The sequence below is a fragment of the Paucihalobacter sp. genome (genome assembly GCF_036825875.1).
Taxonomy (GTDB): Bacteria; Bacteroidota; Bacteroidia; order Flavobacteriales; family Flavobacteriaceae; genus Paucihalobacter.
The window spans coordinates 17601-42312 of record NZ_DAISXK010000010.1 but is presented as its reverse complement, the minus strand read 5'-3'; the positions used below and the strand labels follow the sequence as shown (position 1 = coordinate 42312).

The 24712-nt window shown below is 34.8% G+C and carries 24 protein-coding genes; 13 read left to right on the top strand and 11 right to left on the bottom strand.

The window, feature by feature from the left end; genetic code table 11:
• From V7Z48_RS04795 to V7Z48_RS04760, 8 genes are all read right to left on the bottom strand, one after another.
• Positions 1–1834 (bottom strand): vWA domain-containing protein (locus V7Z48_RS04795; RefSeq protein ID WP_334112261.1); only part of this gene is annotated, 1834 nt, incomplete at its 3' end.
• 200 nt (positions 1835–2034) lie between these two features.
• A complete protein-coding gene (locus V7Z48_RS04790) occupies positions 2035–2916 on the bottom strand; it encodes a bifunctional 5,10-methylenetetrahydrofolate dehydrogenase/5,10-methenyltetrahydrofolate cyclohydrolase (RefSeq protein WP_334112260.1) in 882 nt (293 codons plus the stop codon).
• Between the two features lie 112 nt (positions 2917–3028).
• Complete coding sequence (prfA, locus tag V7Z48_RS04785; RefSeq protein WP_334112259.1) at positions 3029–4105, bottom strand: peptide chain release factor 1; 1077 nt, start codon at positions 4103–4105, stop codon at positions 3029–3031.
• 109 nt (positions 4106–4214) lie between these two features.
• Entirely contained in the window at positions 4215–5045 is an 831-nt protein-coding gene (locus V7Z48_RS04780; RefSeq protein ID WP_334112258.1) for a DUF3078 domain-containing protein, read from the bottom strand.
• Positions 5046–5193: 148 nt separating this feature from the next.
• Positions 5194–6372, bottom strand: coding sequence for an AIR synthase related protein (locus tag V7Z48_RS04775; RefSeq protein WP_334112257.1), 1179 nt, complete (start codon positions 6370–6372; stop codon positions 5194–5196).
• A gap of 39 nt (positions 6373–6411) precedes the next feature.
• The gene (locus V7Z48_RS04770; RefSeq protein WP_334112256.1) at positions 6412–7095 is read right to left on the bottom strand and encodes a Curli production assembly/transport component CsgG; all 684 of its coding nucleotides are present in this window, start codon (positions 7093–7095) and stop codon (positions 6412–6414) included.
• A 188-nt stretch (positions 7096–7283) separates the two neighbouring features.
• A complete protein-coding gene (locus V7Z48_RS04765; RefSeq protein WP_334112255.1) occupies positions 7284–7418 on the bottom strand; it encodes a hypothetical protein in 135 nt (44 codons plus the stop codon).
• 223 nt (positions 7419–7641) lie between these two features.
• Positions 7642–9828: a glutamine synthetase III family protein gene (locus V7Z48_RS04760; protein WP_334112254.1), complete on the bottom strand. Its 2187-nt coding sequence runs from the start codon at positions 9826–9828 to the stop codon at positions 7642–7644.
• 280 nt (positions 9829–10108) lie between these two features.
• On the opposite strand from V7Z48_RS04760, the gene V7Z48_RS04755 reads away from it, so the two are divergent.
• Entirely contained in the window at positions 10109–11131 is a 1023-nt protein-coding gene (locus V7Z48_RS04755; protein ID WP_334112253.1) for a glutamine synthetase beta-grasp domain-containing protein, read from the top strand.
• Positions 11132–11199: 68 nt separating this feature from the next.
• Here the strand turns inward: V7Z48_RS04755 and V7Z48_RS04750 are convergent, their stop codons facing one another.
• Positions 11200–12150, bottom strand: coding sequence for a calcium/sodium antiporter (locus tag V7Z48_RS04750; RefSeq protein WP_334112252.1), 951 nt, complete (start codon positions 12148–12150; stop codon positions 11200–11202).
• Positions 12151–12310: 160 nt separating this feature from the next.
• On the opposite strand from V7Z48_RS04750, the gene V7Z48_RS04745 reads away from it, so the two are divergent.
• A complete protein-coding gene (locus tag V7Z48_RS04745; RefSeq protein ID WP_334112251.1) occupies positions 12311–12670 on the top strand; it encodes a BlaI/MecI/CopY family transcriptional regulator in 360 nt (119 codons plus the stop codon).
• A gap of 2 nt (positions 12671–12672) precedes the next feature.
• Positions 12673–14922, top strand: coding sequence for a M56 family metallopeptidase (locus tag V7Z48_RS04740; protein ID WP_334112250.1), 2250 nt, complete (start codon positions 12673–12675; stop codon positions 14920–14922).
• 56 nt (positions 14923–14978) lie between these two features.
• On the opposite strand, the gene V7Z48_RS04735 is transcribed toward V7Z48_RS04740, so the two are convergent.
• Positions 14979–16937 (bottom strand): endonuclease, encoded by a 1959-nt coding sequence (locus V7Z48_RS04735; protein ID WP_334112249.1) that lies wholly within the window; start codon positions 16935–16937, stop codon positions 14979–14981.
• A 257-nt stretch (positions 16938–17194) separates the two neighbouring features.
• On the opposite strand from V7Z48_RS04735, the gene V7Z48_RS04730 reads away from it, so the two are divergent.
• Genes V7Z48_RS04730 through V7Z48_RS04720 form a run of 3 tightly spaced genes read left to right on the top strand, consistent with a single transcriptional unit; the run spans position 17195 to position 18704 of the window.
• Positions 17195–17347: an SsrA-binding protein gene (locus tag V7Z48_RS04730; RefSeq protein ID WP_334112248.1), complete on the top strand. Its 153-nt coding sequence runs from the start codon at positions 17195–17197 to the stop codon at positions 17345–17347.
• A gap of 36 nt (positions 17348–17383) precedes the next feature.
• Positions 17384–18358, top strand: a complete 975-nt coding sequence (locus V7Z48_RS04725; protein WP_334112247.1) for a hypothetical protein — start codon at positions 17384–17386, stop codon at positions 18356–18358.
• Positions 18351–18704, top strand: a complete 354-nt coding sequence (locus V7Z48_RS04720) for a DoxX family protein (RefSeq protein ID WP_334112246.1) — start codon at positions 18351–18353, stop codon at positions 18702–18704. The genes V7Z48_RS04725 and V7Z48_RS04720 overlap by 8 nt, the downstream gene beginning before the upstream one ends.
• A 9-nt stretch (positions 18705–18713) precedes the next feature.
• Here V7Z48_RS04720 and V7Z48_RS04715 read toward each other — a convergent pair whose 3' ends face one another.
• The gene (locus V7Z48_RS04715) at positions 18714–19397 is read right to left on the bottom strand and encodes a M15 family metallopeptidase (RefSeq protein WP_334112245.1); all 684 of its coding nucleotides are present in this window, start codon (positions 19395–19397) and stop codon (positions 18714–18716) included.
• 38 nt (positions 19398–19435) lie between these two features.
• Here V7Z48_RS04715 and V7Z48_RS04710 point away from each other — a divergent pair, with 38 nt between their 5' ends.
• From V7Z48_RS04710 to V7Z48_RS04680, 7 genes are all read left to right on the top strand, one after another.
• Complete coding sequence (locus V7Z48_RS04710; RefSeq protein WP_334112244.1) at positions 19436–20035, top strand: alpha-ketoglutarate-dependent dioxygenase AlkB family protein; 600 nt, start codon at positions 19436–19438, stop codon at positions 20033–20035.
• A 378-nt stretch (positions 20036–20413) separates the two neighbouring features.
• Entirely contained in the window at positions 20414–21346 is a 933-nt protein-coding gene (locus V7Z48_RS04705; protein ID WP_334112243.1) for an alpha/beta hydrolase, read from the top strand.
• A gap of 325 nt (positions 21347–21671) precedes the next feature.
• Positions 21672–22532: an SPFH domain-containing protein gene (locus V7Z48_RS04700; protein ID WP_334112242.1), complete on the top strand. Its 861-nt coding sequence runs from the start codon at positions 21672–21674 to the stop codon at positions 22530–22532.
• 3 nt (positions 22533–22535) lie between these two features.
• On the top strand, positions 22536–22694 hold the full coding sequence (locus tag V7Z48_RS04695; RefSeq protein WP_334112241.1) for a DUF4177 domain-containing protein: 159 nt from the start codon (positions 22536–22538) through the stop codon (positions 22692–22694).
• Positions 22694–23206 (top strand): DUF1648 domain-containing protein, encoded by a 513-nt coding sequence (locus V7Z48_RS04690; protein ID WP_334112240.1) that lies wholly within the window; start codon positions 22694–22696, stop codon positions 23204–23206. Before V7Z48_RS04695 ends, V7Z48_RS04690 begins: the two co-directional genes overlap by 1 nt.
• Positions 23206–23367: an Arc family DNA binding domain-containing protein gene (locus tag V7Z48_RS04685; protein ID WP_334112239.1), complete on the top strand. Its 162-nt coding sequence runs from the start codon at positions 23206–23208 to the stop codon at positions 23365–23367. The genes V7Z48_RS04690 and V7Z48_RS04685 overlap by 1 nt, the downstream gene beginning before the upstream one ends.
• A 63-nt stretch (positions 23368–23430) precedes the next feature.
• A complete protein-coding gene (locus tag V7Z48_RS04680; protein ID WP_334112238.1) occupies positions 23431–24696 on the top strand; it encodes a DUF819 family protein in 1266 nt (421 codons plus the stop codon).
• Positions 24697–24712: the final 16 nt, after the last annotated feature.

The window sequence follows — 24712 nt, the reverse complement described above, 5'->3', positions numbered from 1 at the left end:
CGCAAGATTCTACATCGGATGGATTGTCAGCTAATGGCGTATCGTTGATTGTGACTTCAAAACTGTTCTCTGCATCTTCACATGAGCCACTGGCTGCTGTGTAAACATAGATGGTTTGGGTGGTCGTAATCTTATCGCCTGCGCTTAATGCTGTGCCTGTGCCGTTTGGTCCTGTGAAGTAGTTACCATTGGTTAACGCTGGTAGTTCGTATTCATCGCAAGATTCTACATCGGATGGATTGTCAGCTAATGGCGTATCGTTGATTGTGACAGTAAAGCTACTTTCTGCGGATGGACAGGGTCCAACTGCTGGACTAAATATATAAATAGTTGCAGTTTCTTTAATAAGATTTCCAGCGCTAAGTGCATTTCCTTCACCATTTGGAGCTGTAAAATAATTTCCACTGGTTAGTACAGGCAACTCATACTCATCACAAGCTTCAACATTTGAAAGTATATCGACTTCAACAGTAACTTCAGTTACCACAACCTCAGCCGTATCACCTTCACAAACATTATCACCTACTATAGTGTAGGTGTAAGTTCCTGCACCAGTTAATGCAGGACTCCAAGCTCCACCTTCATCGGGGTCACCATTTAAAGCATTAAATAAATCTTCCGTAGTAAAGGTTTCACCATCACATATTTCTAAAGCTCCATTCTCGCCAGCGTCGTTTGGCGTTTGTACGGTAACCTGAACCGTGCTGGTAGCTATTTCAAAACAAATATCGGTAGCTGACACAGTAACCTCATAAGATCCCGCTGGTAATCCTCCTACCACTGTCTGCGCATTATTTGTTACAATTGGAGTACCTTCATTAATGGTAATAGTATAAGGGGCATCCGCATTCGTTGTTATATTGACAGTTATAGTTCCATTAGAGGCGCCTTCGCCACAAACTGGAGTGGCCACAAGTTCTGTCACTAAAGGACATAAATTCGCTGAAAGTGACGCCAAACTATCACCTAAATCATTGATATTGTTGGCAACAGCATAATCGGAAGTGGCAACACTTCCAGCATTGCCTCCTGAATTAGGGTCGAATTGTGTGTTTCCTGAAATATCTTGAATTAAACTAAGGCTTAAATCACTTCCCACTCCTAAAATAAACATTTTAGAACCTTTTGCCTTAATAGCATTTGCCAATTGAACAGGATTATAAATTTCAGCTTCTTCAGTAGTAGAACCATTTCCACAAAAATCATAACTAGAGCCGGGTTGATTTGCGTTAACCGTATAGGTTGTTGGTACGCCGTCTGTTATCATAAAAACCAAGTCTGCGGTTGGAAGGGCATTAGCTCGTATAAGGGCAGCTTGCCAATTAGTACCACCCAATACATTATTTGGTTGAGGCACGGTATAAGTTTGACCATTTAAAGCTATTCCGTTAAAATAGTTGTTTACCGATGCAATTAAAGTTGGTGTTACTGGAGTATAAGATGGAATTACGTAATCTGATACGGAACCAAATTCAATAAGTGCTACGTTTACGTTGTTACACTCTAGATTTTGAAGAAGTGCTAACACACCATCGCGAACCAGATTCTGACTACCCGCTAAAGAGTTAGATTCATCTATGATAATCGTAATATTTAAATTATCCTGACAAGCAACCGTTAAATTTGGATTGTTGCTAACCGAATAATCCGGACAACTATTACAGTTGTTACCAGGGGTTCCAGAAGGACAAAAAGTCTGAGCTTGTATTTGTCCAATTCCTAGAAAAAGCAGGATAGTAAAAAAGCCAATGGCCTTGACGCATAATTTTTTACAAATTGAAGAAACATATAAAAATTGTGCTAACAATAAAAGGAAGTAATTAATAGCATTCATAACGTTTGATTTTGGTTAAACCATACATTATAGGAATAAAAGAAGTGTAAATTTGGGTCTAAATGCTATTAACCAACCAAATAATTGCTATTAATCTTTTGTAATGATGTGTAAATTTAGAAATAAAATTAAGACTTGAATTTTATTTTGTTGAATTACTTTTAAAGTGTGTTTAAAAGATTTGACATGTAAGAATAAACTTATTTTAGTAAATGCCGTTCCCTTGCTAAGAGCGTATTTTTAAGCAACATAGCGATGGTCATTGGACCAACACCACCTGGAACTGGCGTTATAAAACTTGCCTTTTTGCTTACATTTTCAAAATCTACATCGCCTGTTATGTAGTAACCTTTTTCTGAGGTTTCATCGGGAACTCTTGTAATACCAACATCAATAATTACGGCACCGTCTTTTATCATTTCAGCTTTTAAAAAGCCAGGTACTCCTAAGGCAGAAATAACAATATCAGCTTGCGAAGTTATCTGCGTTATATTTTTTGTATGACTGTGAGTCAATGTGACTGTTGAATTTCCTGGAAATCCCTTTCTTCCCATTAGAATACTCATTGGTCTTCCAACAATATGGGATCTACCTATAATAACGGTGTGCTTTCCATCGGTTTGTACCTTGTATCTCTCTAATAATTCTAAGATTCCAAAGGGTGTTGCAGGAATAAAAGTGCTCATATCTAATGCCATTTTTCCAAAATTCATCGGATGAAAACCATCCACATCTTTATCTGGGTTAACGGTCATTAATACTTTTTGGGTATCGATTTGTTTTGGTAACGGTAGCTGAACTATAAATCCATCAATTTCTGGATTCTGATTGAGTTCTTCTATTTGTTCAAGCAGTTCAATCTCACTGGTTGTATTAGACATTCTAATCATTGTTGACTTAAAACCAACACGCTCACATGCTTTCACTTTACTATTCACATAAGTAAGACTCGCACCATCGTTACCCACAATTACAGCAGCCAAATGTGGTACTTTTTCGCCCTTGGCTATCATTTTATTTACTTGTGCTGTAATTTCATTTTTAATGTCGTTACTTACTTTTCGGCCGTCTAGGATTGTCATAATTGGTTATTTGTATGAATTAGTTGTTTTAGATACGGATTTACCTTAATCGTTTTACTCTTCTATATTTTATAGAGTTGACCTTTTTTAAACATTAATTTCATTCTTAAAACTACATCACATCTTCCGAGGCTCTTAGTTTTTCAGTGTTTTCAACTAGCATCAATTCGTCTATTATTTTCTGGATGTCTCCATTCATAATATTGGACAAATCGTAGAGTGTTAAACCAATTCTATGATCGGTTACACGACCTTGGGGATAATTATATGTTCTAATTTTAGCACTTCTATCACCTGTTGTAACCATACTTTTTCGCTTTTCTGAGTCGGCTGCTTCTTTTTTTGCTAGCTCTAACTCGTATAATCTGGAACGCAGTACTTTCAATGCTTTTTCTAGGTTTTTGTGGGATGATTTTTCGTCCTGACACTTCACTATCATACCAGTTGGTTCGTGATGCAGTTTAATAGCAGAATAAGTAGTGTTTACCGACTGACCACCAGGACCTGTAGAAGTGGTGCGTTCTATGCGCACTTCGCTCATGTCTAATTCCAAATCAAACTCTTCGGCTTCAGGCAAAACGATAACCGTTGCCGCACTGGTGTGTACACGACCTTGTGTTTCTGTTTGCGGCACACGTTGAACGCGATGCACACCGGCTTCAAACTTTAAGATTCCATAAACATCATCGCCATTAACTTCAAGAATAATTTCTTTATAACCACCGGAAGTGCCTTCATTAAAATCTACCACATTCACACTCCAACCTTTGCTTTCGCAATACTTGGTGTACATTCTGTACAAATCTCCTGCAAAGATACTAGCTTCATCACCACCAGCACCAGCACGTAATTCTATAACAGCATTTTTAGAATCTTCTGGTGATTTAGGAATAAGCATAAACCTTATTTTGTCCTCCAAAGCGGGTAGTTGCGCTTTGGCTTCTTCTAACTGCATTTGAGCCATTTCAACCATTTCAGGATCACTACCATCGGCTATTATACTTTCGGCTTCGCTAATATTATCAGTTAATTCCTTATAGATTTCGCGTTTATCAACAATTTGTTTAAGGTCTTTATATTCCTTATTTAGTTTTATATAGCGCTTTTGATCAGTCATGATATCTGGTTGAATGATTAAATCACCAACTTCATCAAAGCGTTGTTTTATAAAATTTAGTTTTTCTAACATGATATTTTAATGTGAACGCAAAAATACAATATTTTAAGAATTTTAAATGAGCGTTGACCGCTTAAGTTAAACTGAAATTCAGTGTTTTTATAACAGTCACAAATCAAATTTAAAAATCTATGGCCACCCCAATTCCTAAAAGTTGTCGCCATTGTACTTTCGCACCTCGTTCTTCGGTAATATCGTTTTCAGCATCTAAAACGACAGTCCTTTTTATGTCATCGTCATACCGAATATGTGAGCCAAAAGTCGCCCTAATATATTCATTTACCTTAAAATCGAATACAACTTCCCAATCAATATCTATATTCCCAAAATTATTGATATAATCGGTGTAAAGGCTTGTAACGGTTCTTACTTTTACATTTTCAAACGGCTCAAACATATAAGAATTGGCTAACAATATCCCCAACTCACGCCTAATCTTTTTACCGCTTCTTATAACATTACCTTGATCATCAAAAACGGCCGGCTCTACTCCAAAAGCACCTTGGTTGGCTAATTCTTTATCAAGCACGAATGTAGTTTTCAAAGTTAATGGCGAGGCATAAATTGACATTTTGTCAATACGTTTACCATATTCAACACCCAGTCCAAAAAACAGGTATCCTGGTGCCATTAACTGAGAAATCGGTGTTGAGGTATCTGGATAATTATACCCGTTTGAGAATTGAGTAGAAAAACTAAACCTGGCCGAGGCATACCAGTTACTCAAAGTATCTTGTTGATATCCGAAATTTGAAATGATTTCAAACAAATCATCCGTTTTTCTAAGTCCGATATTTTCCTGCTTATTTATACCATATCTAGCATTTAAAGAAGAGTTCCAAAACATATGTTTATACTTATAATTGGCCGCTGTTCTTGTAAAAATCGTAGCGGAAATAGAATTAACACCACCCGCATTCCAATTGGTGAATGATACCTGATTTATATTCAAACCTGCATTTTTCGTAAGTGTCCAAGTTGGTATATCTAGACTTTTATCCTTCTTAAAAAAAATCGAGTCTGGTTGGGCACTTATATATTCAAAACTAATTAAAAAAAGAAAGAAAAATATAAAGCTTACGTTGGGTTTGATTGATGATTTAATATTCAAAGCTTCCAAATTCACTGTTGATAGTTAATTTTTTTGTTTCTGATGGTAACACTTTACCAATAATTTTAGCGTCTACATTAAAAGACTTTGAGATATTGATAAGATCTTGGGCAATTTCTGGATTCACATATAATTCCATTCGATGGCCGCAATTAAAAACTTGGTACATTTCTTTCCAATTTGTGTTGGATTGTTCCTGAATCAATTTAAATAATGGCGGAATTGGAAATAAATTGTCCTTGACGATGTGATTTTTTTCAATAAAGTGTAAAACTTTCGTTTGGGCACCACCAGAACAATGCACCATACCATGTATATCTTTTGAATTATATTTTGAAAGCATTTGTTTTATAACTGGCGCATAAGTTCTTGTGGGTGACAATACCAATTTTCCTGCATTTAAAGGCGAACCTTCAATAGCATCGGTTAGTTTTATACTTCCTGAATATATCAATTCGTTCGGAACCGCAGCGTCAAAACTTTCCGGGAACAATTTGGCTAAATACTTATCGAATACATCATGACGTGCCGAGGTCAAGCCATTACTACCCATACCGCCGTTATACTCGGATTCATAAGTCGCTTGGCCATAAGAGGACAACCCTACAATAACATTACCGGCTTTAATATTGGCATTCTCAATCACATCTTTTCTTTTCATTCTTGCCACTACGGTCGAATCTACAATAATAGTTCGCACCAAATCGCCTACATCGGCAGTCTCACCACCTGTAGAATGAATAGTGATACCGTGCTGTTTTAAATCTTGAATTAACGTTTCTGTGCCATTTATAAGAGCGGCAATAACTTCACCAGGAATCAAGTTCTTATTACGACCAATAGTAGATGACAACATAATATTATCAGTCGCACCAACGCAAATTAAGTCGTCAATATTCATAATGAGGGCATCTTGGGCGATGCCTTTCCAAACGGAAATGTCTCCAGTTGTTTTCCAATACATATAGGCTAAAGCACTTTTGGTACCAGCACCGTCGGCATGCATTACCAAACAATAGTCGTCATCATTTGTTAAATAATCTGGAACAATTTTACAAAAAGCCTTTGGGAATAAACCTTTATCTACATTCTTAATAGCATTGTGCACATCTTCTTTTGAAGCCGAGACGCCGCGTTGTGCATATCGTTTACTGGTAGAATCGCTCATTTTTGAATTTTAAGATACAAAAATAAACAATGCAATTAATTAACGGTTACGAATGGGGTTGGATTTGATAACGGTTGGAACATTTCTCATAATCTCATCTTTTTTGGCTGAACCTCCGAAATAAAAATTAACCCCAAATCCTAATCTAAAGAAGGTGTCATTAGAGTCGCCCGCCTCTAGACCATCTAAAGTGTCGTCAATCATATAATTAAAATCAGAAAATAAGGTGACACCAACCTTTTCTATTATCATATATTCTATACCTGTACCAACTTGTAATTTTTGAAAGGTGTCCTCGAAATAGTTAGACGCAGTAAAACCTGAACCTATAAATAAAAATGGTGATAACTTTTGGTATGGAAGTAGCATAGCATGTACATTGATATCGAATGACATAAAACCATTATTAGCAATATTCTCATTGGCAAGATTAAATTTATGATAATCAATCGATAAAAATATGTGTGATGTTAAATACCGTTTGTAGCCAGCTTTAAAATACATTTCAAAAAGCGGGTTGTCAAAATCGTTATTGGGCACCGAGGTTCCTATACCTAAGTCAAGGATGTTACTACCTCTAAAATCGAAAAATGACGCCTTTTTTACAGCCCTATTTATTTCTGAATCCGGCAGTTGAGCTCTTGTATTATGGGTTATCACAAAGCATGTTATGACACTCAATAAAGTATACTTATATGAATTTTTCATTGCTATTAATCTCATCTATTTTGACCTAACAACTAGCAATTTGAAGTTCACATTTGGGGCAATAAAGAACAAAGTAAGGAATTTATTGACTAAACACCTAATTTTTAACTAAATAAAAAAGACAATAGAATTATAAATCCTATTGTCTTTCTTTTGTAGCGCCAAATTTATGCTGTAAGCAGGAATCAAAACGGAAGTATAAATTAAGACTTTTTAAAGTTCTCAATTTGGGCAACTGCGTCCTGCAACTCTTTATCATTAACAGTGTCTGAATCGTCAATTGTTAATAACACAGTAGCAAAAACTAAAGCGACTACACTGAATAGTAACTTTTTCATTTTTACAAATATTGATTAATAGCACTACAAAAATAACAATTTAACTCACTGCCAATGAATGTTTCATATTTTTTTCGCCTATCAACCCGCTAAACTCGATAACTTGCAAAATTCAATGGTTGAAATGCCAGTTTTCAACAAGTAAACACTTAGTTATTAACACAAAAAAATCCGTTTTTCATAAAACAAACGGATTTTTTAGTAAAAACTGAATTATACTAACTTACTTGGTAAATAGTAATTCTCTGTATTTAGTTAACGGCCAAATTTCATCATCAACTAATAGCTCTAACTTATCCGAATGGTATCTGATTTCATCAAAAAATGGCATTACTTTAAAGCAATAGGCGTCTGCCTTTTTTTCTATATCATCGATATTGTTTGCGGATTTTCTGGCATCAATCATCTGTGTAATCTTGGTATTAATCATTTCGATATGCCCAGAAATTTGCTCAATCAAACTCATTTGCTCTTTGGCTAATTTTTTAAAACCTGTGCCATATACTTCTTTAAGTCCACTCACGTTTTCAATAAGCGTATTTTGATATTTTATTGCCGTAGGTACTACATGGTTTCTGGCAATATCACCAATGACACGACTTTCAATTTGAATTCTTAAAATGTACTCTTCCATTTCAATTTCGTAACGCGCTTCAGACTCTATCCTGTTCATGACGTTTAAATCTTCAAATAGTTTAAGTGAAGATTCAGATATTTTCGCCTTAAGAGCTTCCGGAGTTGTTTTGTTGTTGCTTAACTTTCGCTTCTTCGCCTCCTTCTCCCATTCATCACTGTAGCCATTACCTTCAAATAAAATACGCTTGGATTGTTTTATGTATTCGCGTAAAACATTAAAAATGGCATCATCCTTTTTCATGTCTTTCTTTGCAATTAAAACATCTACTTCTTGTTTAAAATCGATAAGTTGTTTGGCTACAATCGTATTTAAAACGGTCATCGCACTTGCGCAATTAGAGCGTGAACCAACGGCTCTAAATTCAAACTTATTACCAGTAAATGCGAACGGTGAAGTACGGTTTCTATCGGTATTATCGAGTAATATTTCAGGTATTTTACCTACTACGTTTAACTTAAGGTCGGTTTTTTCTTGAGGCGATAATTTACCTTTTGTTACATTTTCTAAATCGTGTAAAACCTTGGTTAACTGCGCACCAATAAATACTGAAATAATTGCTGGTGGCGCTTCATTCGCTCCTAATCTATGATCATTACTTGCTGAAGCAATGGCAGCACGTAAAAGTTCTTCGTATTCGTTTACAGCTTTAATGGTGTTGATAAAGAAGGTCAAAAATTGCAGGTTACTCATGGGTGTTTTACTCGGGCTCAATAAATTAATCCCAGTATCGGTACTTAAGCTCCAGTTGTTGTGCTTGCCACTTCCATTGACTCCTGCAAACGGCTTTTCGTGAAATAATACACGGAAATTATGACGTTCTGCTACCTTATTCATCACATCCATTAATAAGGAATTGTGGTCTACGGCTAGGTTGGCCTCATCGTAAATTGGCGCTAATTCAAACTGATTTGGTGCTACCTCATTATGTCTCGTTTTTACCGGAATTCCTAAAAGCATACATTCGTGCTCTAAATCGCGCATGTATGACAAAGCACGATTTGGAATAGTACCAAAATAATGATCATCTAATTGCTGACCTTTTGCTGAAGAATGCCCTAAAAGCGTTCGCCCTGTTAGAACCAAATCTGGTCTTGAATTAACCAATGCACTATCTATTAAAAAGTATTCTTGCTCCCAACCTAATGAAGCGTTTACCTTTTTCACATTCTTATCAAAATATTTACAAACATCAACTGCAGCACTATCAACTGCTTGAAGCGCTCTTAACAACGGTGTTTTATAATCTAAGGCTTCGCCTGTATAAGCAACAAAAACCGTTGGAATACACAAAGTTGTACCATAAACAAAGGCAGGAGATGTAGGATCCCAAGCGGTATAGCCTCTGGCTTCAAATGTATTACGAATGCCACCGTTTGGAAAACTAGATGCATCTGGCTCTTGCTGCACTAATTGACTACCTTCAAATTTTTCAACAGCCATACCAGCACCAACAGTTTCAAAAAAAGCATCATGCTTTTCGGCTGTTGCGCCTGTAAGTGGCTGAAACCAATGCGTATAATGCGTTGCACCTTTTGACAATGCCCAATCTTTCATAGAGGATGCGACCTGATCGGCAATATTTCTATCAATTTTAGTTCCTTTTTTTATAGCACTCATAACGCCTTTATAAGCATCTTTAGAAAGGTGCTGACGCATAGCGGTTTCATTAAATGTATGGCTCCCAAATAATTCAGAACGTCGTTCACGTTCTTCAATCTGAACAGGTATTCGGGACATCGATTCTTTTACTGCGTGAAATCTTAAGTTTGACATAGGTTGTTTGTTTTAATATAATTAAATGTGACGGTGATTTAACGTTTGCAAAAGTATGTAATCGAAGTGTTCTTTATTGACAAACCAACATCAAATTATTAACAATTTTTCATTTATAGACAAAAATATTATAGTTTTCACAAAACAACCCCATAAAAAATATGGTAGCAATAAAAATATTAATTGCTTTCAACAAAATAACCCTATAAATTTTTGATGAAATGATAAAAATTTATATTTGCTCCGAATAACTAATATCAACACCCTTAAATTATTCAATATGGCAAAGATTAAATTAGAATATATTTGGCTTGATGGTTACTTCCCAACCCAAAATATGAGAAGTAAAACCAAAGTTGAAGAGCACGAAAATTTTAAAGGAACACTTGAAGAAATTGGCAATTGGTCTTTTGATGGTTCTTCTACCAAGCAGGCTGAAGGTGGTTCATCAGACTGTATTTTAAAGCCTGTGGCGATTTACCCAGATCCTGAGCGCATTAATGGCTACTTAGTAATGAACGAGGTATTAAATCCAGATGGAACGCCGCATGTTTCTAATGGTAGAGCTACGATTGATGACGATGATAATGATTTCTGGTTCGGTTTTGAGCAAGAGTATTTTATCATGGATACAGCTACAGAATTACCTCTCGGTTTCCCTAGAGGTGGCTATCCAAAACCGCAAGGAATGTACTACTGCTCCGTTGGTGGATTGAATACTCATGGAAGAGAACTCGTCGAAAAACATGCGGATTTGTGTATTGAAGCAGGCTTAAATTTTGAAGGCATCAACCAAGAAGTAGCTTGTGGACAATGGGAATTTCAATTGTTCGCTAAAGGTGCTAAAAAAGCTGGTGATGAAATGTGGGTAGCACGCTATTTATTAGACCGACTTACCGAAAAATATGGCTATTACATTGAATACCATCCAAAACCTTTAGGTAAAGATATGGATTGGAACGGCTCCGGTATGCATGCTAATTTTTCAAACTCAGTTTTGAGAAGTTGTGGCGACCGTGCGACCTACGAAAAAATATGTGAAGCGTTCAGACCTGTAGTTAAAGAACATATAGAAGTTTACGGAGAATTTAATGATCAGCGTTTGACTGGATTACATGAAACTGCCTCCATTACAGACTTTAGTTATGGTGTTTCTGACAGAGGCGCCTCAATTCGTATACCTATTGCTACTGTTGAAAGAAACTGGAAAGGTTGGTTGGAAGACAGAAGACCAGCTTCAAATGGTGATCCTTATAAAATAGCGGGCAGAATAATTAAAACTGTTAAATCCGCAGTAGTTTAAATTAAAATTGTATTCTTTAAGTTGATTGATTTGGCGTCCTTTAGAGGGCGTCATTTTTTTTGCGAAGCTTACCTAAAAATCAAAACCATAAATACAGCATAACCTAACATCAATGCTGCTCCTTTTATTCTGGAAATTTGATATTTCTTAAGAATGAACAACATGGGCAACAAAACTGCTGAAAATCCAATCATCCAAAAAATATTAGTCGATAAAATTTCTGGAGTGTTAGGGTTTACCACAATTGGCTTTATCATCGCCGTTAAACCGAGCACCGAAGCAATATTAAAAATGTTAGAACCGATAAGATTTCCTAAAGAAATGGCTTTTTCTTGCTTGAGAGCCGCAATTACCGACGCTGCTAATTCTGGTACTGAGGTACCAATGGCAATCACTGTAACCGAAATTGCATAATCGCTCACACCAACTGATTTAGCTAGTTGTTGTGCTCCATCTACCAACCATTCTGACCCAAAATACAAGGCCGATCCTCCAATAATAAGCCATAATATAATTTTGAAATTAGAAACCAATTGAAGCGAATCATCTAATTCTTCCACATTAGCAATACGGTTACGGGCCGCAGACCTTATTAAAATTACTAAAAAAATCAACAATGAAGTAAATAGAATTAATCCTTCAACAAAACTTAAAACATTATCGTTTTTTAAAAAATAATACAAAGCAATTGAGACCATCATCATCATCGGCCAGTTAAGTCTATAAAAGCTTCTATCAACCACAATAGGAGAAATTATAGCAGTAATACCCAACACCAATCCAATATTGGCAATATTTGAACCGATGACATTTCCCAGAGCGATATCAGAATTTCCATCCAAAGCGGCTTGTAAACTTACCAGTAATTCTGGTGCTGAGGTCGCAAACGACACCACCGTCATCCCAATTACCAACTTAGATATTTTAAATTTAAAAGACATGGCTACCGACGAACGCACCAAAAACTCGCCTCCTACTACTAATAATGCCAAACCGACTAAAACTAATACGATACTCATACTTCAATTTCTAAATTTCATCCGCGAAGATAAGATATCAAAATGCATTACAGAATGAGCCACTAGTTTTTTTGTAAACTGCTTTTTAAGTTAATTAACTATTTTTTTAGTTGTATAACTGCTTTTTTAGTTGTTAATTTGTAATTAAATAATTGATATCGTGCAAAAACTAACCAATAAAGAAGAAGAAATTATGCACATTTTATGGCGCCTTCAAAAGGCCTTTGTTAAAGATGTGCTATTTGAAATTAAAGAAGATAAGCCACATTATAACACGCTCTCAACCATTATTAGAAATTTGGAAGACAAAGGATATGTAGGTCACAACGCTTATGGCAAAACACACCAATACTATCCTTTGGTAGAAAAAGAAGCGTATAAAAAACGTTTTATGAATACAGCTATTGAAAATTATTTTAATAGCTCTTATAAAAATGTGGTGTCATTTTTTGCTAAGGAAGAAAAAATTAGCGCTGATGAGCTAAGAGAAATCATTGCTTTAATTGAGAAAAAGCAATAATTATGGACTATATTTTAAAAGCAAATCTCGTTCTGCTCCTATTCTATTTGTTTTATCAATTGATCTTAAAGCGTCACACCTTTTATAATGCAAACAGGTGGTTTTTGTTAGCGGGATTGGCGATTTCAGTTTTAATTCCGTTGGTTACAATTTCCAATTATATCTATTACGAACCCGTTACATTTCACACCAATGCAAATATTAATTTGCTACTTGCTGAGGCAACTGTTAGCGATTCACCGAAATCATTTAACTATATCTATTGGCTTTTTTATGCTTATATCACTGGCATGGTAGCTTTCTTTATTAAACTACTTTTAAACATAAAATCACTTTTTAATTTAATTTCAAAAAGTAAAACAGTACAAAAGAAAGCCCATAAACTCGTATTGAGTGCACAAAATACTGCGCCTTTTTCGTTTTTTAATTGGATTGTTATCAACCCAAAACAATTCAGTACTAAAGAACTTGACTTGGTATTACAACATGAAATTATTCACGTAAAAGAGTATCATTCTATAGACATGATGCTTTCGCAACTATACGCTATTGTGTTTTGGTACAATCCAATAGCTTGGTTCTACAAAAAAGAATTGCAGCAAAATTTAGAGTTTATAGCCGATCAAAAAGTTTATGACCAGGGCGCGAATCAACATCTGTATCAAAAACTCCTTCTTAAAACCAGCATCCCTAATCAAGAGCTGGCATTTACCACTACATTTTATAATTCCACCATCAAAAAACGAATCGTTATGTTACACAAACCAAAATCAAAACAAATTTTTAAAATTCAATTCATATTGATTATTCCAGTTTTAGCAGCGTTTTTACTCAGTATGAACACCAAAGACGTTTATGTGCCTTTAGAAGTTGAGTATCCTGTAAACGATACCACTAGCAACGCTAAAGACATTAAAATTATTTTCACCAAGGACATGAGTGATCCAACTTTAGAATCTATTAAAGGAGATTTAAAGAAAAACGACATTTTAATGATTATTAAAAAGATAAGCCGAAATAATGAAGATGAGATTACTGAAATTGATGTTGATTTTGACACTGAAAATGGCACAGCAAATTATAATATGGTAAACTCAAACGGAATCGCTCCGTTCTATTTTGAAATGAATGCATCCGATGGCAGTTTTGGGGTTGGAAGCATAAAAAATCACAGTTCAACTAATTCTTTAAAATTTATTTCAGAAACGATTAACAAAAGTGAAATCTTAGGCGATTCTATAAGATTTGAAATAGATAGTACGAAATCAATTAAATTAATAAGTAATGCTTTAACAATAATTGATAAAAATGACAGTATAACTTACATAAATGCTTCAAGTGCAAAAAATAACAACATTTTCACAAATACCGATATTGTTGTCTATATCAATAACAAACAAGTGGGTACAGAAGCACTGAAAAATATTCTACCTGATAATATTGAAAGCATGACTGTCATAAAAGATAAAAAAGAACTTAAAAAATTAAATCACGCAGACAAAGATGGCGTTATCCAGATTGTACTTAAAAGTCAAAAAAAATATTCTATTAATCCTGTAGGAGTTTCCAAAATAGAGTCCAAACCAAAATATGAAACAGATCCTACAAAATCATTTATGTTTTATGAGGAATTAATGAAATCTAAATTACTATCTAATATACAATTTGATGATATTGACGCTTCATTATCCAACCTGAAAATGCATTATTACATTACAAAATACGACACTATCGTCATCACCCAAAATGGAAGCCGAATTAGCAGGGCGGAATTTGATAAAATTAATGCAGATGATATTCAATCTATTGAGGTGATAAAAGACTCTAAAATACTTTCTAAATTAGGTTATCCCGATAAAAAAGAAATAATAATATTAAAAACCAACGCATTATCAAATCATCTAGCACTAAAACCAAAAAACACAGTTACGAATTATGAGTTAAATGGCGCTTCTTATCAATATAATGACGACTCAGACAAATCAAAAAATGGTATTACCAATTATATTTATAAAGAAACCACAGATGAAGAATTAAAACTTCAAATTAAAAAATTTAAAGAATTTGGTGTAACCATGAGCTATTCAAAACTTAAGCGCAACAAGAATAATAATATAACCAATATTAAAGTAAGGCTTCAAAATGATGACGGTCAAGAGATAGAAGATACCTTTTCAGAAAAAAACGGTGCCGTTGTTATGGAGTATGGCTTAAGTAATGGCAAGCTAAAAATTTCCAAATTAACTGAATAAAAGCACAAATCTAAATATCAGAAACACCTTAATTTATAATTGAATTAGGGTGTTTTTTATTGCACCAAAATTTTCCTAATTGCTGTTTGACCTTCGCTGGTGATATTAAGCAAATACATTCCTGAAGAAAGATTTATATCCATAATTACATCATTATAAATACGCTGCGATTGCAATTGTCTTCCTTCCATGGTAAGAATTGTAACATCCATAGGGTTATTAACCCCTGTAAATTGCAGATAATTCTTAGCGGGATTTGGATAAACTTTTAGCTGATTTAAAGCAGAGTCTGTGATACTCAACTCTTGATCCCAAACTTCACCAACCATATTGCCCCAAATATATTCAACCAAATCAGGTAAATCAATAAAAGGATTTCGGTTATGTTGCCATTCGTACACCACGTTGTTGCGATTCATTTCAAAATCGTCGGGTGCATCATTTCTGTGCCAAGTAAGAATGGTTTGTAAATCACCCAACTGCCCAGTAACATTAGGAAACCCATCTACAACAGATAGACCATTAAATCTAATATCCATGTAAAGTACACCTCTCGCAACATCACCTTTAAATCCACCTAGAGTCCCAGCTGGACCATTGTATTGACCGTAATGCTGATTGCCGCGACTGCTATTTTCAGAAGCATCTACGGCTCTTAAAGCATGTGCATCGGAGTTACCGTGTCTCAAGGAATCTGCATTGGTTATCCAGAAAAAATCTATACCATCGGCAATATCATCATCATCAATGCTATTAAAACCACCACGCGATCTTGGATAGGTGTGTTCTCTATTCCATTTTCCAACACCGCTAGAACCTGTTTGAAAATCAAGTTTTGGTTTGCCTTCTTCTCTGTACACTAACCAAACTTGATTGCTGTTTAGTGGATTTTGATCGGCGGCTTTAAGTATATCTATAACATCGGCATAGCTATGTATCCTAACCTTGTTTTGATCGGCAATAATATTTTGTAAGGCTTGCTTTAAATCATCGCCTGCTAAACCATTTAATGAATTGTAATAACCATCTGGCCGTGTACTTTCAACTATGCCATAAGTTGGATTGATGGGCGTTCCCCAAGGTGCCATGACAAAATCATTGTCGACGATCCGTACTTCAACAACGCTATTATTTTTTATATAAGGCTCTTCAAGGTTGAGAATTCTTATTTTCATGACTTCGTCGCCTTCGTCAAAATCGTCGTCAATGATGTTAATAGTAGTAGAAACGGCACTTTCCCCATTTGGAATAGTTAAAGTCGTATCTCCTGTAAAATCTTCTTCATTAAATCCATCGTTATTCAAACTAATGGTAAATGTAAAATCTTCACTTACCACAAAATCGGCTGTGAATGTGATATCAAACACATCTCCTTCATTGTACATCTCTTGTGGCACGGAAATAGTGATACCGTTGAAAATAATACCGCTGCCATCGTTATTTTGTCTTGGCGTTGGTGTGGTTGCTTCGTAAAACACATTGCCTTCACCGTCAACAAAACGCTGAATTGAATTTGTGTTATTATTAGGTCCTTCGTTTATTTGTTCGTTCACACCTAATAATTCTAACAATCCTGTTGCTATTGGGTCGTTTGTGCCATACACAAGAGCATCTATTAAATTGGTTTGCGTTGCTAGGGTTTCACCAGGAAAATCATCTATGCATGCTTGATAAATGGCCAGAGCGTCTTCGCCATTTTGAATAACGTTAGGCGGAATAATATACTGCGGAAAAGGAACAACAGTAGTGCTACCAATTAACAACAAACCATTGCTGTCAGTGGTGTAGCCAGCCAAATCTAATGCAAGATAGCTTCGGTTTCCGCCAGAAGCAGAGCCATTAAAAAACACTAAAATAAAACCATCCAACGGGAAATTTGGTGTTGCCGATTTAAGCTCAACAAACTCCTTATCGTCCACACCTGGTGTATCGCAATCTAATTCATTAATAACAACTATTTGGGCAAACATGGAACTGCCAATAAAAGAGGCAATCAGCGCGTAAAATAACTTCATACTTTTATTTAATTTTTAGGGATATTCCTATGGTTTTCTCTTTTAAAATTAAATTTAAAAACACTTTAGAATAGTGTAAATATAGGAATATGCTATTTTAAAATTTAATTTGAAACATTACCAAAAAAGTTAGCAATCCCTAACCGCTTGTAAAGTAGAATTGTAAACCTCAACTTTAACATTTTTATTTCAAATTATTAGAAATTTTGTAATTTGAAGTAATTTAGAGAATACAACTACCATTTGTAGCATAAAACATGACAAAATTAATTTATAAATTTTTAGCCTCGCTCAACAAATTACTGCTACCTAGTTTTACCAAACAAAAACTAGATCTTTCTAAAGCAAAAAAATGGCAGCTAGCCATTATTGGTTGGAGATACTTTATTACAAAAAACGCCATTGATTAATATTTTGATACCTTAGCCTTCTCTTAATACTACTCTATGTTCAGGTTTATTGTTATCTTTTTTTGTTGTTGCCAAGGTACATTGGCTCAAATTCAAATTTTAGATAAAGAAAACAAACTACCAGTATCTTTTGCAACCGTGGCATTTGGTAATGGTCAAGGCTTATTTGCCGATGACGAAGGCATTTTTATTTTTAACAATAATATATATCCAGATATCGATTCTCTTTTTATTTCCGCCTTAGGTTATACCAAGATTTCTATTGCTACTGTTAATCTGAACAATGAAATTTTTTTAACTTCAGAAACTGCTACGCTAGACGAAGTGGTACTAAGTGTAAAGTTGAATAAGAAATTCAAAAAAGAAAAACTTAAACCCTATTTAGACGACGATTATTACAACTGCTGGCTGCCAACTATAGAATCTGAAATTGCTGTATTGTTTCAATTTGATGATTCAAAAACAAGGAAAATCACTTCTGTTCAATTTCCTATTACACCAGAATCTAAAGATTGGAATAAGCGTAAAGTTTCTAATGCTGAAAAATATGAATTTTCTACCCTATTTAAGGTGAAATTCTATCGAAATAATAATGGTATTCCAGGAAAAGAAATTACCAATCAAAACATCGTTTTTGTTGCCAATGAAAAAGATGGTAATTTTTATGAATTAGATCTAAGCAACTACAGTATTTTTATCCCCAAAGAGGGTGTATTTATTTCGCTACAAGTTTTAGGTTATACCGACGATAATGATAAACTACTGCCAAATAAAAAATACAAGGAAATTAAATCGGGCGATGATGTGATTAATATTCCGACTAATTTTAGACCATTATTGCCGTTTACTGATAAAATTGAAGCATCTCGCACCTTTATAAAACGCGTGTTTATAGCCGATAATTCTTGGATTGCCTTCAAAAAAAATAATGGCTTTACCTCAACTTTACTCAATAACGACTTCAAAAATTACGGTATTGGCATTAACTTTAATACTTATAAAAATGACTGAACCTATCCACTTTTATATTATGGCACTTATGTATGTTTTTGCCGGAATAATGCATTTTATCAAACCTAAAGCATACATGCGCATCATGCCACGCTATCTGCCAAATCATAAATTACTAGTTTATTTGAGTGGCGCTGCCGAAATTGCACTAGGCATTTCTCTCTGTATTCCCGCTTTAAAAGTGATTTCAATTTATGGGATTATGTCAATGCTTGCTGTGTTTTTGCTTGTACATTTGTATATGTTATCTGGAAAAAAAGCTTCGGCAGGTATACCGCAATGGATTTTAATATTAAGAATTCCGTTACAATTTGGCTTGATGTTTTGGGCTTATTGGTATTTGTAACGTTCTAATCTATTCTACAAAAAAATCAAAATACGTATCTGGAAACGGTTCATTTCGCAAGGTAAAATGCCACCATTCCTGAGGATAGTTTCTAAATCCGTGTTTTTGCATGACATGTTGCAATATTGCTCTATTAGATTTCTGCTCCAAACTTAATTCTTTATAATTCACGGCGGACTCTAAGCCGAAAAAGTCAAAAGGCGTTCCCATATCTAACTGTTTGCCTGTGTTGCCATCAATAAGCGTAAGATCGATAGTGCTGCCTCGGCTATGACCAGAACGCGACGCGATATAACCATCCCGGAACAAATACCGCTTTTCTACTTTTGGATAAAATTTAGATTTTTGAAGCGTATCATTCAAATCTTTAGCCCAATTTACAAAATGATTCACAGCTGTTTGCGGCCTATAACCATCAAATACTAGAAGGCACAAGTTTTTCGATTGAAGTTCGGCATGTACTTTTGCCAAAGCTTTTGCTGAGGCCGAACTTAATATTAATTTATGCGCACGATATCCATTAATCGTATCGCCTACAAAATTTTCGGTGCCGAAATAACTTAAGGATACTTCTATATCGGGAATAGCTTCTTTAACGTAAACAAACCCTTCGGGTAGCTGCGCTGAAGCGAAAAAACAAATGCATTGAAACCAAAGAATACATTGAACTTTTTGAAAAATGTTTTTGCGCATTTGCATTTCTTTTAGCTAATTTAGATAAAAATTGCTTGATGACTTTATTCAATTCTGAAAAAACACACCTTCAACTACCCAATGCTGAATTAATTTATATTCCAAATTTTTACAACAAGTCAATTGCCGATGTTTTTTTTAACAACCTATTTAAGGATACCGACTGGCAGCATGATGATATTAGGGTATTTGGCAAAACCTACAAACAGCCGCGACTGACGGCGCTTTATGGTAGTACTGAAAAATCTTATTCCTATTCGAATATAACCATGTATCCAAAAAAATTCACAGCACTACTTGAACAAATTAAAAATGAAGTGGAACTAATCGCTGAAACAACATTCAATATTGTGCTTCTCAATTTATATCGCGACGGACAAGACAGCAATGGTTGGCATGCTGATAACGAAAAAGAATTAGGAACTAACCCCGTAATTGCATCGGTCAGTTTTGGTGAAGAAAGACCATTTCATTTTAAACATAGAAAACTGTTAAATGAAAAATACAAGTTAATTCTGAACCACGGCAGCTTACTAATAATGAAAGGTGAAATGCAACACCATTGGTTACATCAAATTGCGAAAACGAAACAATCTATTCAGCCACGAATTAATTTAACCTTTAGGTATATAAAATAGAAAACCGAGGTCCCTCAACCTCGGTTTCCCTAATTTGCTTTATATATGCAGTAGATTTAGGGTCTCTAACATCAACAACATATGCAAATATTAATTAATTAATCCATTGAACTAAAAACTAAATTTTAGTACACTTCAAAAGTAATATTATATTTTAATTGTGACGTTTAAAAACATATTTAATCGATGAAATACATGATAATTTAACATTTAAAGACATAATATCACTTATAATCGATGAAATGCATAATCTTGAGATTTAATTTATCTATTAAATTGACATACATTGTATAATTAAATACAATATCGGAAAGGATTTTACGTACTTTAGATTCAGAATATTATTTTATAAATCAAGACATCATTAAACACATACTTATGAAATTCATCATCGCATTCTTTTTCCTGCTTCAAGTGTTTAGTGCTTCTTCTCAAACAGATAATTTCAAAAGTCAAGAAATTGCTATTAGTGAACATATAGATGGTACCTTACTTGAACTTGACAATAACACTGCAACAACCTTAGCCATCATCATTGCAGGATCCGGACCAACCGATAGAAATGGGAATCAGAATTTCATGAAAAGCAATTCGCTTAAATCATTGGCCGAATCCTTAACCAAACATAACATCGCTACCTTTAGATACGACAAGCGCGTAGTAAAACAAATTCTTAAAGGCAAGGTTGATCCTAATATTATGTTTGACGATTTTGTAACCGACGCCCAAAATATTGTGGATTATTTCAATGAAAAAAATACGTATAAAAATATTGTAGTAATAGGACACAGTCAAGGAAGTTTGGTAGGAATGCTGGCCTCAAGCAAAGCCGATGCTTTTATTTCATTAGCTGGTGCAGGACAAGACATAAGCATGGTTATCACGGAACAAGTTGGCAAAACGGCACCATTTTTTATTGAAGAAACCAAACGTGTGTTCGGTATTTTGAAATCTGGAAAAACCACTACTGACTATTCTCCAGCACTAGCTTCGCTTTTCAACATAGAATTACAACCGTTTATGATGAACTGGATGCAGTACAATCCCGCTGAAATCATTTCCAGCCTCGAAATACCTGTGCTAATTGTTAATGGCACCAAAGATTTACAAGTTTCAGTTGAAGAAGCAAAACTACTGAATGAAGCTTTGCCAAATTCTGAAATCGTAATTATAGATAATATGAATCACGTATTGTTTACCATTGATGGAGACGATTTAGAAAATTCCAAATCCTATAACGAAGGTTTTAGAAAAATAAATCCGGAGTTGATCACCACTATAACAACTTTTATTGACAAACTCAATAAATAAAAAAAAGCACCAACCACGGTGCTTTTTACTAACCAACCAACTTACTATGAAACTTTTTGAAAAGATATTCAAAAATAATGTTTCACAATAAACTATAATATAAAAATCAAATCTCATGCCAAACACAAATCTTGTTTGGTAATTTCTTCTATTTAACTTTTTGTTTTATTTAAATTATCTTAAGGAGATATAATTTCTCTAATTTATTTTATTGGTCTTCTTATTTTTATTAAGCAACAAAAATTTTATTTGCACAATCGTAATTTTTATATATCTTTACGATATCATTTTAATACCATAATGATTCAACCTAAAATTTAAAAAAATGAAAGAAGAAAAAATTATTGAACTTGCAAATGGCTACTTTATGCTTTTTATGTTTATAGCCATGTTTTTTGGAAGTATTGCTTTATTAGTCGCATTTAGACACCCATTAATCGTATTACTGGTTGTAGCTTCGCTCTTTATGGCTTTTGGATTTGTAATGGTTCAACCCAACAATTCGCGTGTACTTTTGTTATTTGGTGAGTACGTCGGCACCATTAAGAAAAATGGATTTTATTGGGTAAATCCTTTTTATACCAAAAAGAAAATTTCATTAAGGGCTAGCAATTTTGATAGCGAACGACTTAAAGTAAACGATAAACTTGGTAATCCCATAATGATCAGTACCATTTTGGTTTGGCGGGTTTTTGACACTTACAAAGCAGCCTTTGACGTTGACAATTTCGAAAATTTTGTCCGTGTGCAAACCGATGCAGCGGTTAGAAAATTAGCGAGCATGTATCCTTACGATAATTTTGCTGATGAAGGTCATGATGAAGACATCACCTTACGTTCCAGCGTTAACGAAGTAAGTGAAGCACTTGAAAAAGAAATTGAAGAACGTTTACTAATCGCTGGTATTGAAGTGTTAGAAGCGCGCATTGGTTATCTCGCATACGCTCAGGAAATTGCCAATGCCATGCTTAAAAGACAGCAAGCCACGGCCATTGTTGCGGCAAGACATAAAATTGTTGAAGGTGCTGTTAGTATGGTTGAAATGGCTATTGACCAACTGAGCAAAAAGAAAGTTGTGGACTTAGATGATGAACGCAAAGCCGCCATGGTCAGTAATTTAATGGTAGTACTTTGCGGAGATAAAGAAGCTGCGCCCGTTGTAAATGCTGGAACTTTAAATCACTAGAAAATGAAAGAGTATAAAACCATCACACCTAGTTTAGGCATCACAAAACGAGCACAAAAGATTGAAGATATTCTTAATCAATATGCGCGTGAAGGTTGGCAATTAAATCACATCAATCAAGCGCAAAACCTAATTATTTTTGAAAGAGAAAAAAACAGGTAATGTATAGCGACAGACCAAAAATAAAAGTTCCTTTTGAAACTGTAGATTATATCGCAGAATTAGCTAGTATAGCTATTCTTATTATTATGTGGTGTTATGTCTTTATGGAGTATCAATCCTTACCAGATATAATACCAACACATTTTAACGCGGCAGGGATTGCAGATGATTACGGTAGTAAAAACACACTTTTTATCATTCCTTCTGTTGCTACTGGAATTTATATTCTATTATTTATTTTAAACTTATATCCGCATATACATAATTACAGCGTAAATATTACACAGGAAAATGCGCATAAAAATTACAAATTTAGTGTTAGATTTTTGAGGATATTCAATTTTTTTATGTGCCTAATGTTCGGCTATATTACACACAATATTGTAATAAGCACACATTTTCCAGAACAAGGCATAAGTCCTTATTTTCTGCCAATTTTAGTAGGTTTTTGTGTGGCATTACCTGTTTTGGCAATTTACTTTCAACGAAAAATTAACAAATCAAAAAAATAATGTCCAAAAAAAAGGCTTTTGCTTTGAGAATAAATGAAGAACTGCTGAATGCCGTTGAAAAATGGGCTGCTGACGAGTTTCGCAGCACCAATGGCCAAATAGAATGGATGCTGTCGCAATATCTAAAAGAACACAACCGCAACACAAAAAATAAAGAGTGACCTAATAGTCACTTTTTTTATGATATTAATTTTGGTATTTTGCAGCCCTAACAAAAAACAATTATGAACTATCCAACCATCTTCACCAATGACGCGATTGTCTTTGGAATTTTAATGCTATGCTTAGGATTTGTTTTTTACACCGAATCCATCAAAACAGGTTTTTGGAAAAAATTCTACACTATAGTACCCGGCCTTTTAATGTGTTATATGTTGCCTGCAATTTTCAATTCATTAAATATCATTTCAGCTGAAACTACCCAAACCTATTATATCGCAAGTAGGTATTTACTTCCAGCTTCTTTAGTTCTATTAACTATAAGTATAGATTTAAAGGCTATTTTCAATTTAGGCTGGAAGGCACTCATCATGTTTTTCACTGGCACAATTGGTATCGTCATTGGCGGACCAATAGCCATTTTAATTATTTCTACATTTTCTCCAGAAACTGTTGGAGGTGCAGGTTTCGATGCCGTATGGCGAGGCTTGGCAACCTTGGCAGGAAGTTGGATTGGTGGTGGCGCTAACCAAGCGGCCATGTTAGAAATTTATGAATACAATCAAGAACTCTACGGCGGTATGGTTCTAGTTGATATTGTCGTGGCTAATATTTGGATGGCTGTTATATTACTTGGTATAGGAAAACGGAAGAAAATTGACAAATGGTTAAAAGCCGATAATTCAGCCATAGACGAATTGCAGCAAAAAGTTGAAGAATTTAGTAAAAGTGTTACCCGCAACCCCACTTTAACTGATTACATGATTATTTTAATGTTTGCTTTTGTTGCGGTAGGTTTAGCCCATTTTGGGGCGGATCATATATCAAGTTTTTTGTATTCCAACTTTGAATCGGTAAGCAATCCGAAAAGCGCTTTATCTTCATTTGGAAGCGGATTTTTCTGGTTAATTTCTATCGCAACTTTTATTGGCGTATTACTTTCCTTTACCAAAGCACGTAACTACGAAGGCGTTGGTGCGAGCAAAATAGGAAGTATTTTTATTTATGTGTTGGTTGCCACTATCGGAATGAAGATGGATCTAGGGAAAATTTTAGAAAATCCCGGGTTAATTTTGATTGGTTTAGTTTGGATGGCCATTCATGCAGGCTTATTAATATTAGTGGCAAAATTGATAAAAGCACCTTATTTTTTCTTGGCTGTAGGAAGTCAAGCAAATGTTGGCGGCGCGGCCTCTGCTCCGGTTGTAGCGGCAGCTTTTCATCCTTCGTTGGCAACTGTAGGTGCCTTGTTGGCAGTTTTTGGTTACGTTGTTGGAACCTACGGCGCCATTCTTTGTGCCGAACTTATGAAAATAGCAGCAGCAGGATAAATTTTAAACAAATAAA

Bases quoted from the DNA above. Each gene is read 5' to 3' on its own strand.
- V7Z48_RS04685 (WP_334112239.1), top strand. From the start codon at position 23,206: ATGTCCAAAAAAAAGGCTTTTGCTTTGAGAATAAATGAAGAACTGCTG.
- V7Z48_RS04735 (WP_334112249.1), bottom strand. From the start codon at position 16,937: ATGAAGTTATTTTACGCGCTGATTGCCTCTTTTATTGGCAGTTCCATG.
- V7Z48_RS04680 (WP_334112238.1), top strand. From the start codon at position 23,431: ATGAACTATCCAACCATCTTCACCAATGACGCGATTGTCTTTGGAATT.
- prfA (WP_334112259.1), bottom strand. From the start codon at position 4,105: ATGTTAGAAAAACTAAATTTTATAAAACAACGCTTTGATGAAGTTGGT.
- V7Z48_RS04760 (WP_334112254.1), bottom strand. From the start codon at position 9,828: ATGTCAAACTTAAGATTTCACGCAGTAAAAGAATCGATGTCCCGAATA.
- V7Z48_RS04790 (WP_334112260.1), bottom strand. From the start codon at position 2,916: ATGACAATCCTAGACGGCCGAAAAGTAAGTAACGACATTAAAAATGAA.
- V7Z48_RS04750 (WP_334112252.1), bottom strand. From the start codon at position 12,150: ATGAGTATCGTATTAGTTTTAGTCGGTTTGGCATTATTAGTAGTAGGA.
- V7Z48_RS04690 (WP_334112240.1), top strand. From the start codon at position 22,694: ATGTATAGCGACAGACCAAAAATAAAAGTTCCTTTTGAAACTGTAGAT.
- V7Z48_RS04730 (WP_334112248.1), top strand. From the start codon at position 17,195: ATGACAAAATTAATTTATAAATTTTTAGCCTCGCTCAACAAATTACTG.
- V7Z48_RS04715 (WP_334112245.1), bottom strand. From the start codon at position 19,397: ATGCGCAAAAACATTTTTCAAAAAGTTCAATGTATTCTTTGGTTTCAA.
- V7Z48_RS04720 (WP_334112246.1), top strand. From the start codon at position 18,351: ATGACTGAACCTATCCACTTTTATATTATGGCACTTATGTATGTTTTT.
- V7Z48_RS04700 (WP_334112242.1), top strand. From the start codon at position 21,672: ATGAAAGAAGAAAAAATTATTGAACTTGCAAATGGCTACTTTATGCTT.
- V7Z48_RS04695 (WP_334112241.1), top strand. From the start codon at position 22,536: ATGAAAGAGTATAAAACCATCACACCTAGTTTAGGCATCACAAAACGA.
- V7Z48_RS04770 (WP_334112256.1), bottom strand. From the start codon at position 7,095: ATGAGATTAATAGCAATGAAAAATTCATATAAGTATACTTTATTGAGT.
- V7Z48_RS04775 (WP_334112257.1), bottom strand. From the start codon at position 6,372: ATGAGCGATTCTACCAGTAAACGATATGCACAACGCGGCGTCTCGGCT.
- V7Z48_RS04765 (WP_334112255.1), bottom strand. From the start codon at position 7,418: ATGAAAAAGTTACTATTCAGTGTAGTCGCTTTAGTTTTTGCTACTGTG.
- V7Z48_RS04710 (WP_334112244.1), top strand. From the start codon at position 19,436: ATGACTTTATTCAATTCTGAAAAAACACACCTTCAACTACCCAATGCT.
- V7Z48_RS04740 (WP_334112250.1), top strand. From the start codon at position 12,673: ATGGACTATATTTTAAAAGCAAATCTCGTTCTGCTCCTATTCTATTTG.
- V7Z48_RS04725 (WP_334112247.1), top strand. From the start codon at position 17,384: ATGTTCAGGTTTATTGTTATCTTTTTTTGTTGTTGCCAAGGTACATTG.
- V7Z48_RS04755 (WP_334112253.1), top strand. From the start codon at position 10,109: ATGGCAAAGATTAAATTAGAATATATTTGGCTTGATGGTTACTTCCCA.
- V7Z48_RS04705 (WP_334112243.1), top strand. From the start codon at position 20,414: ATGAAATTCATCATCGCATTCTTTTTCCTGCTTCAAGTGTTTAGTGCT.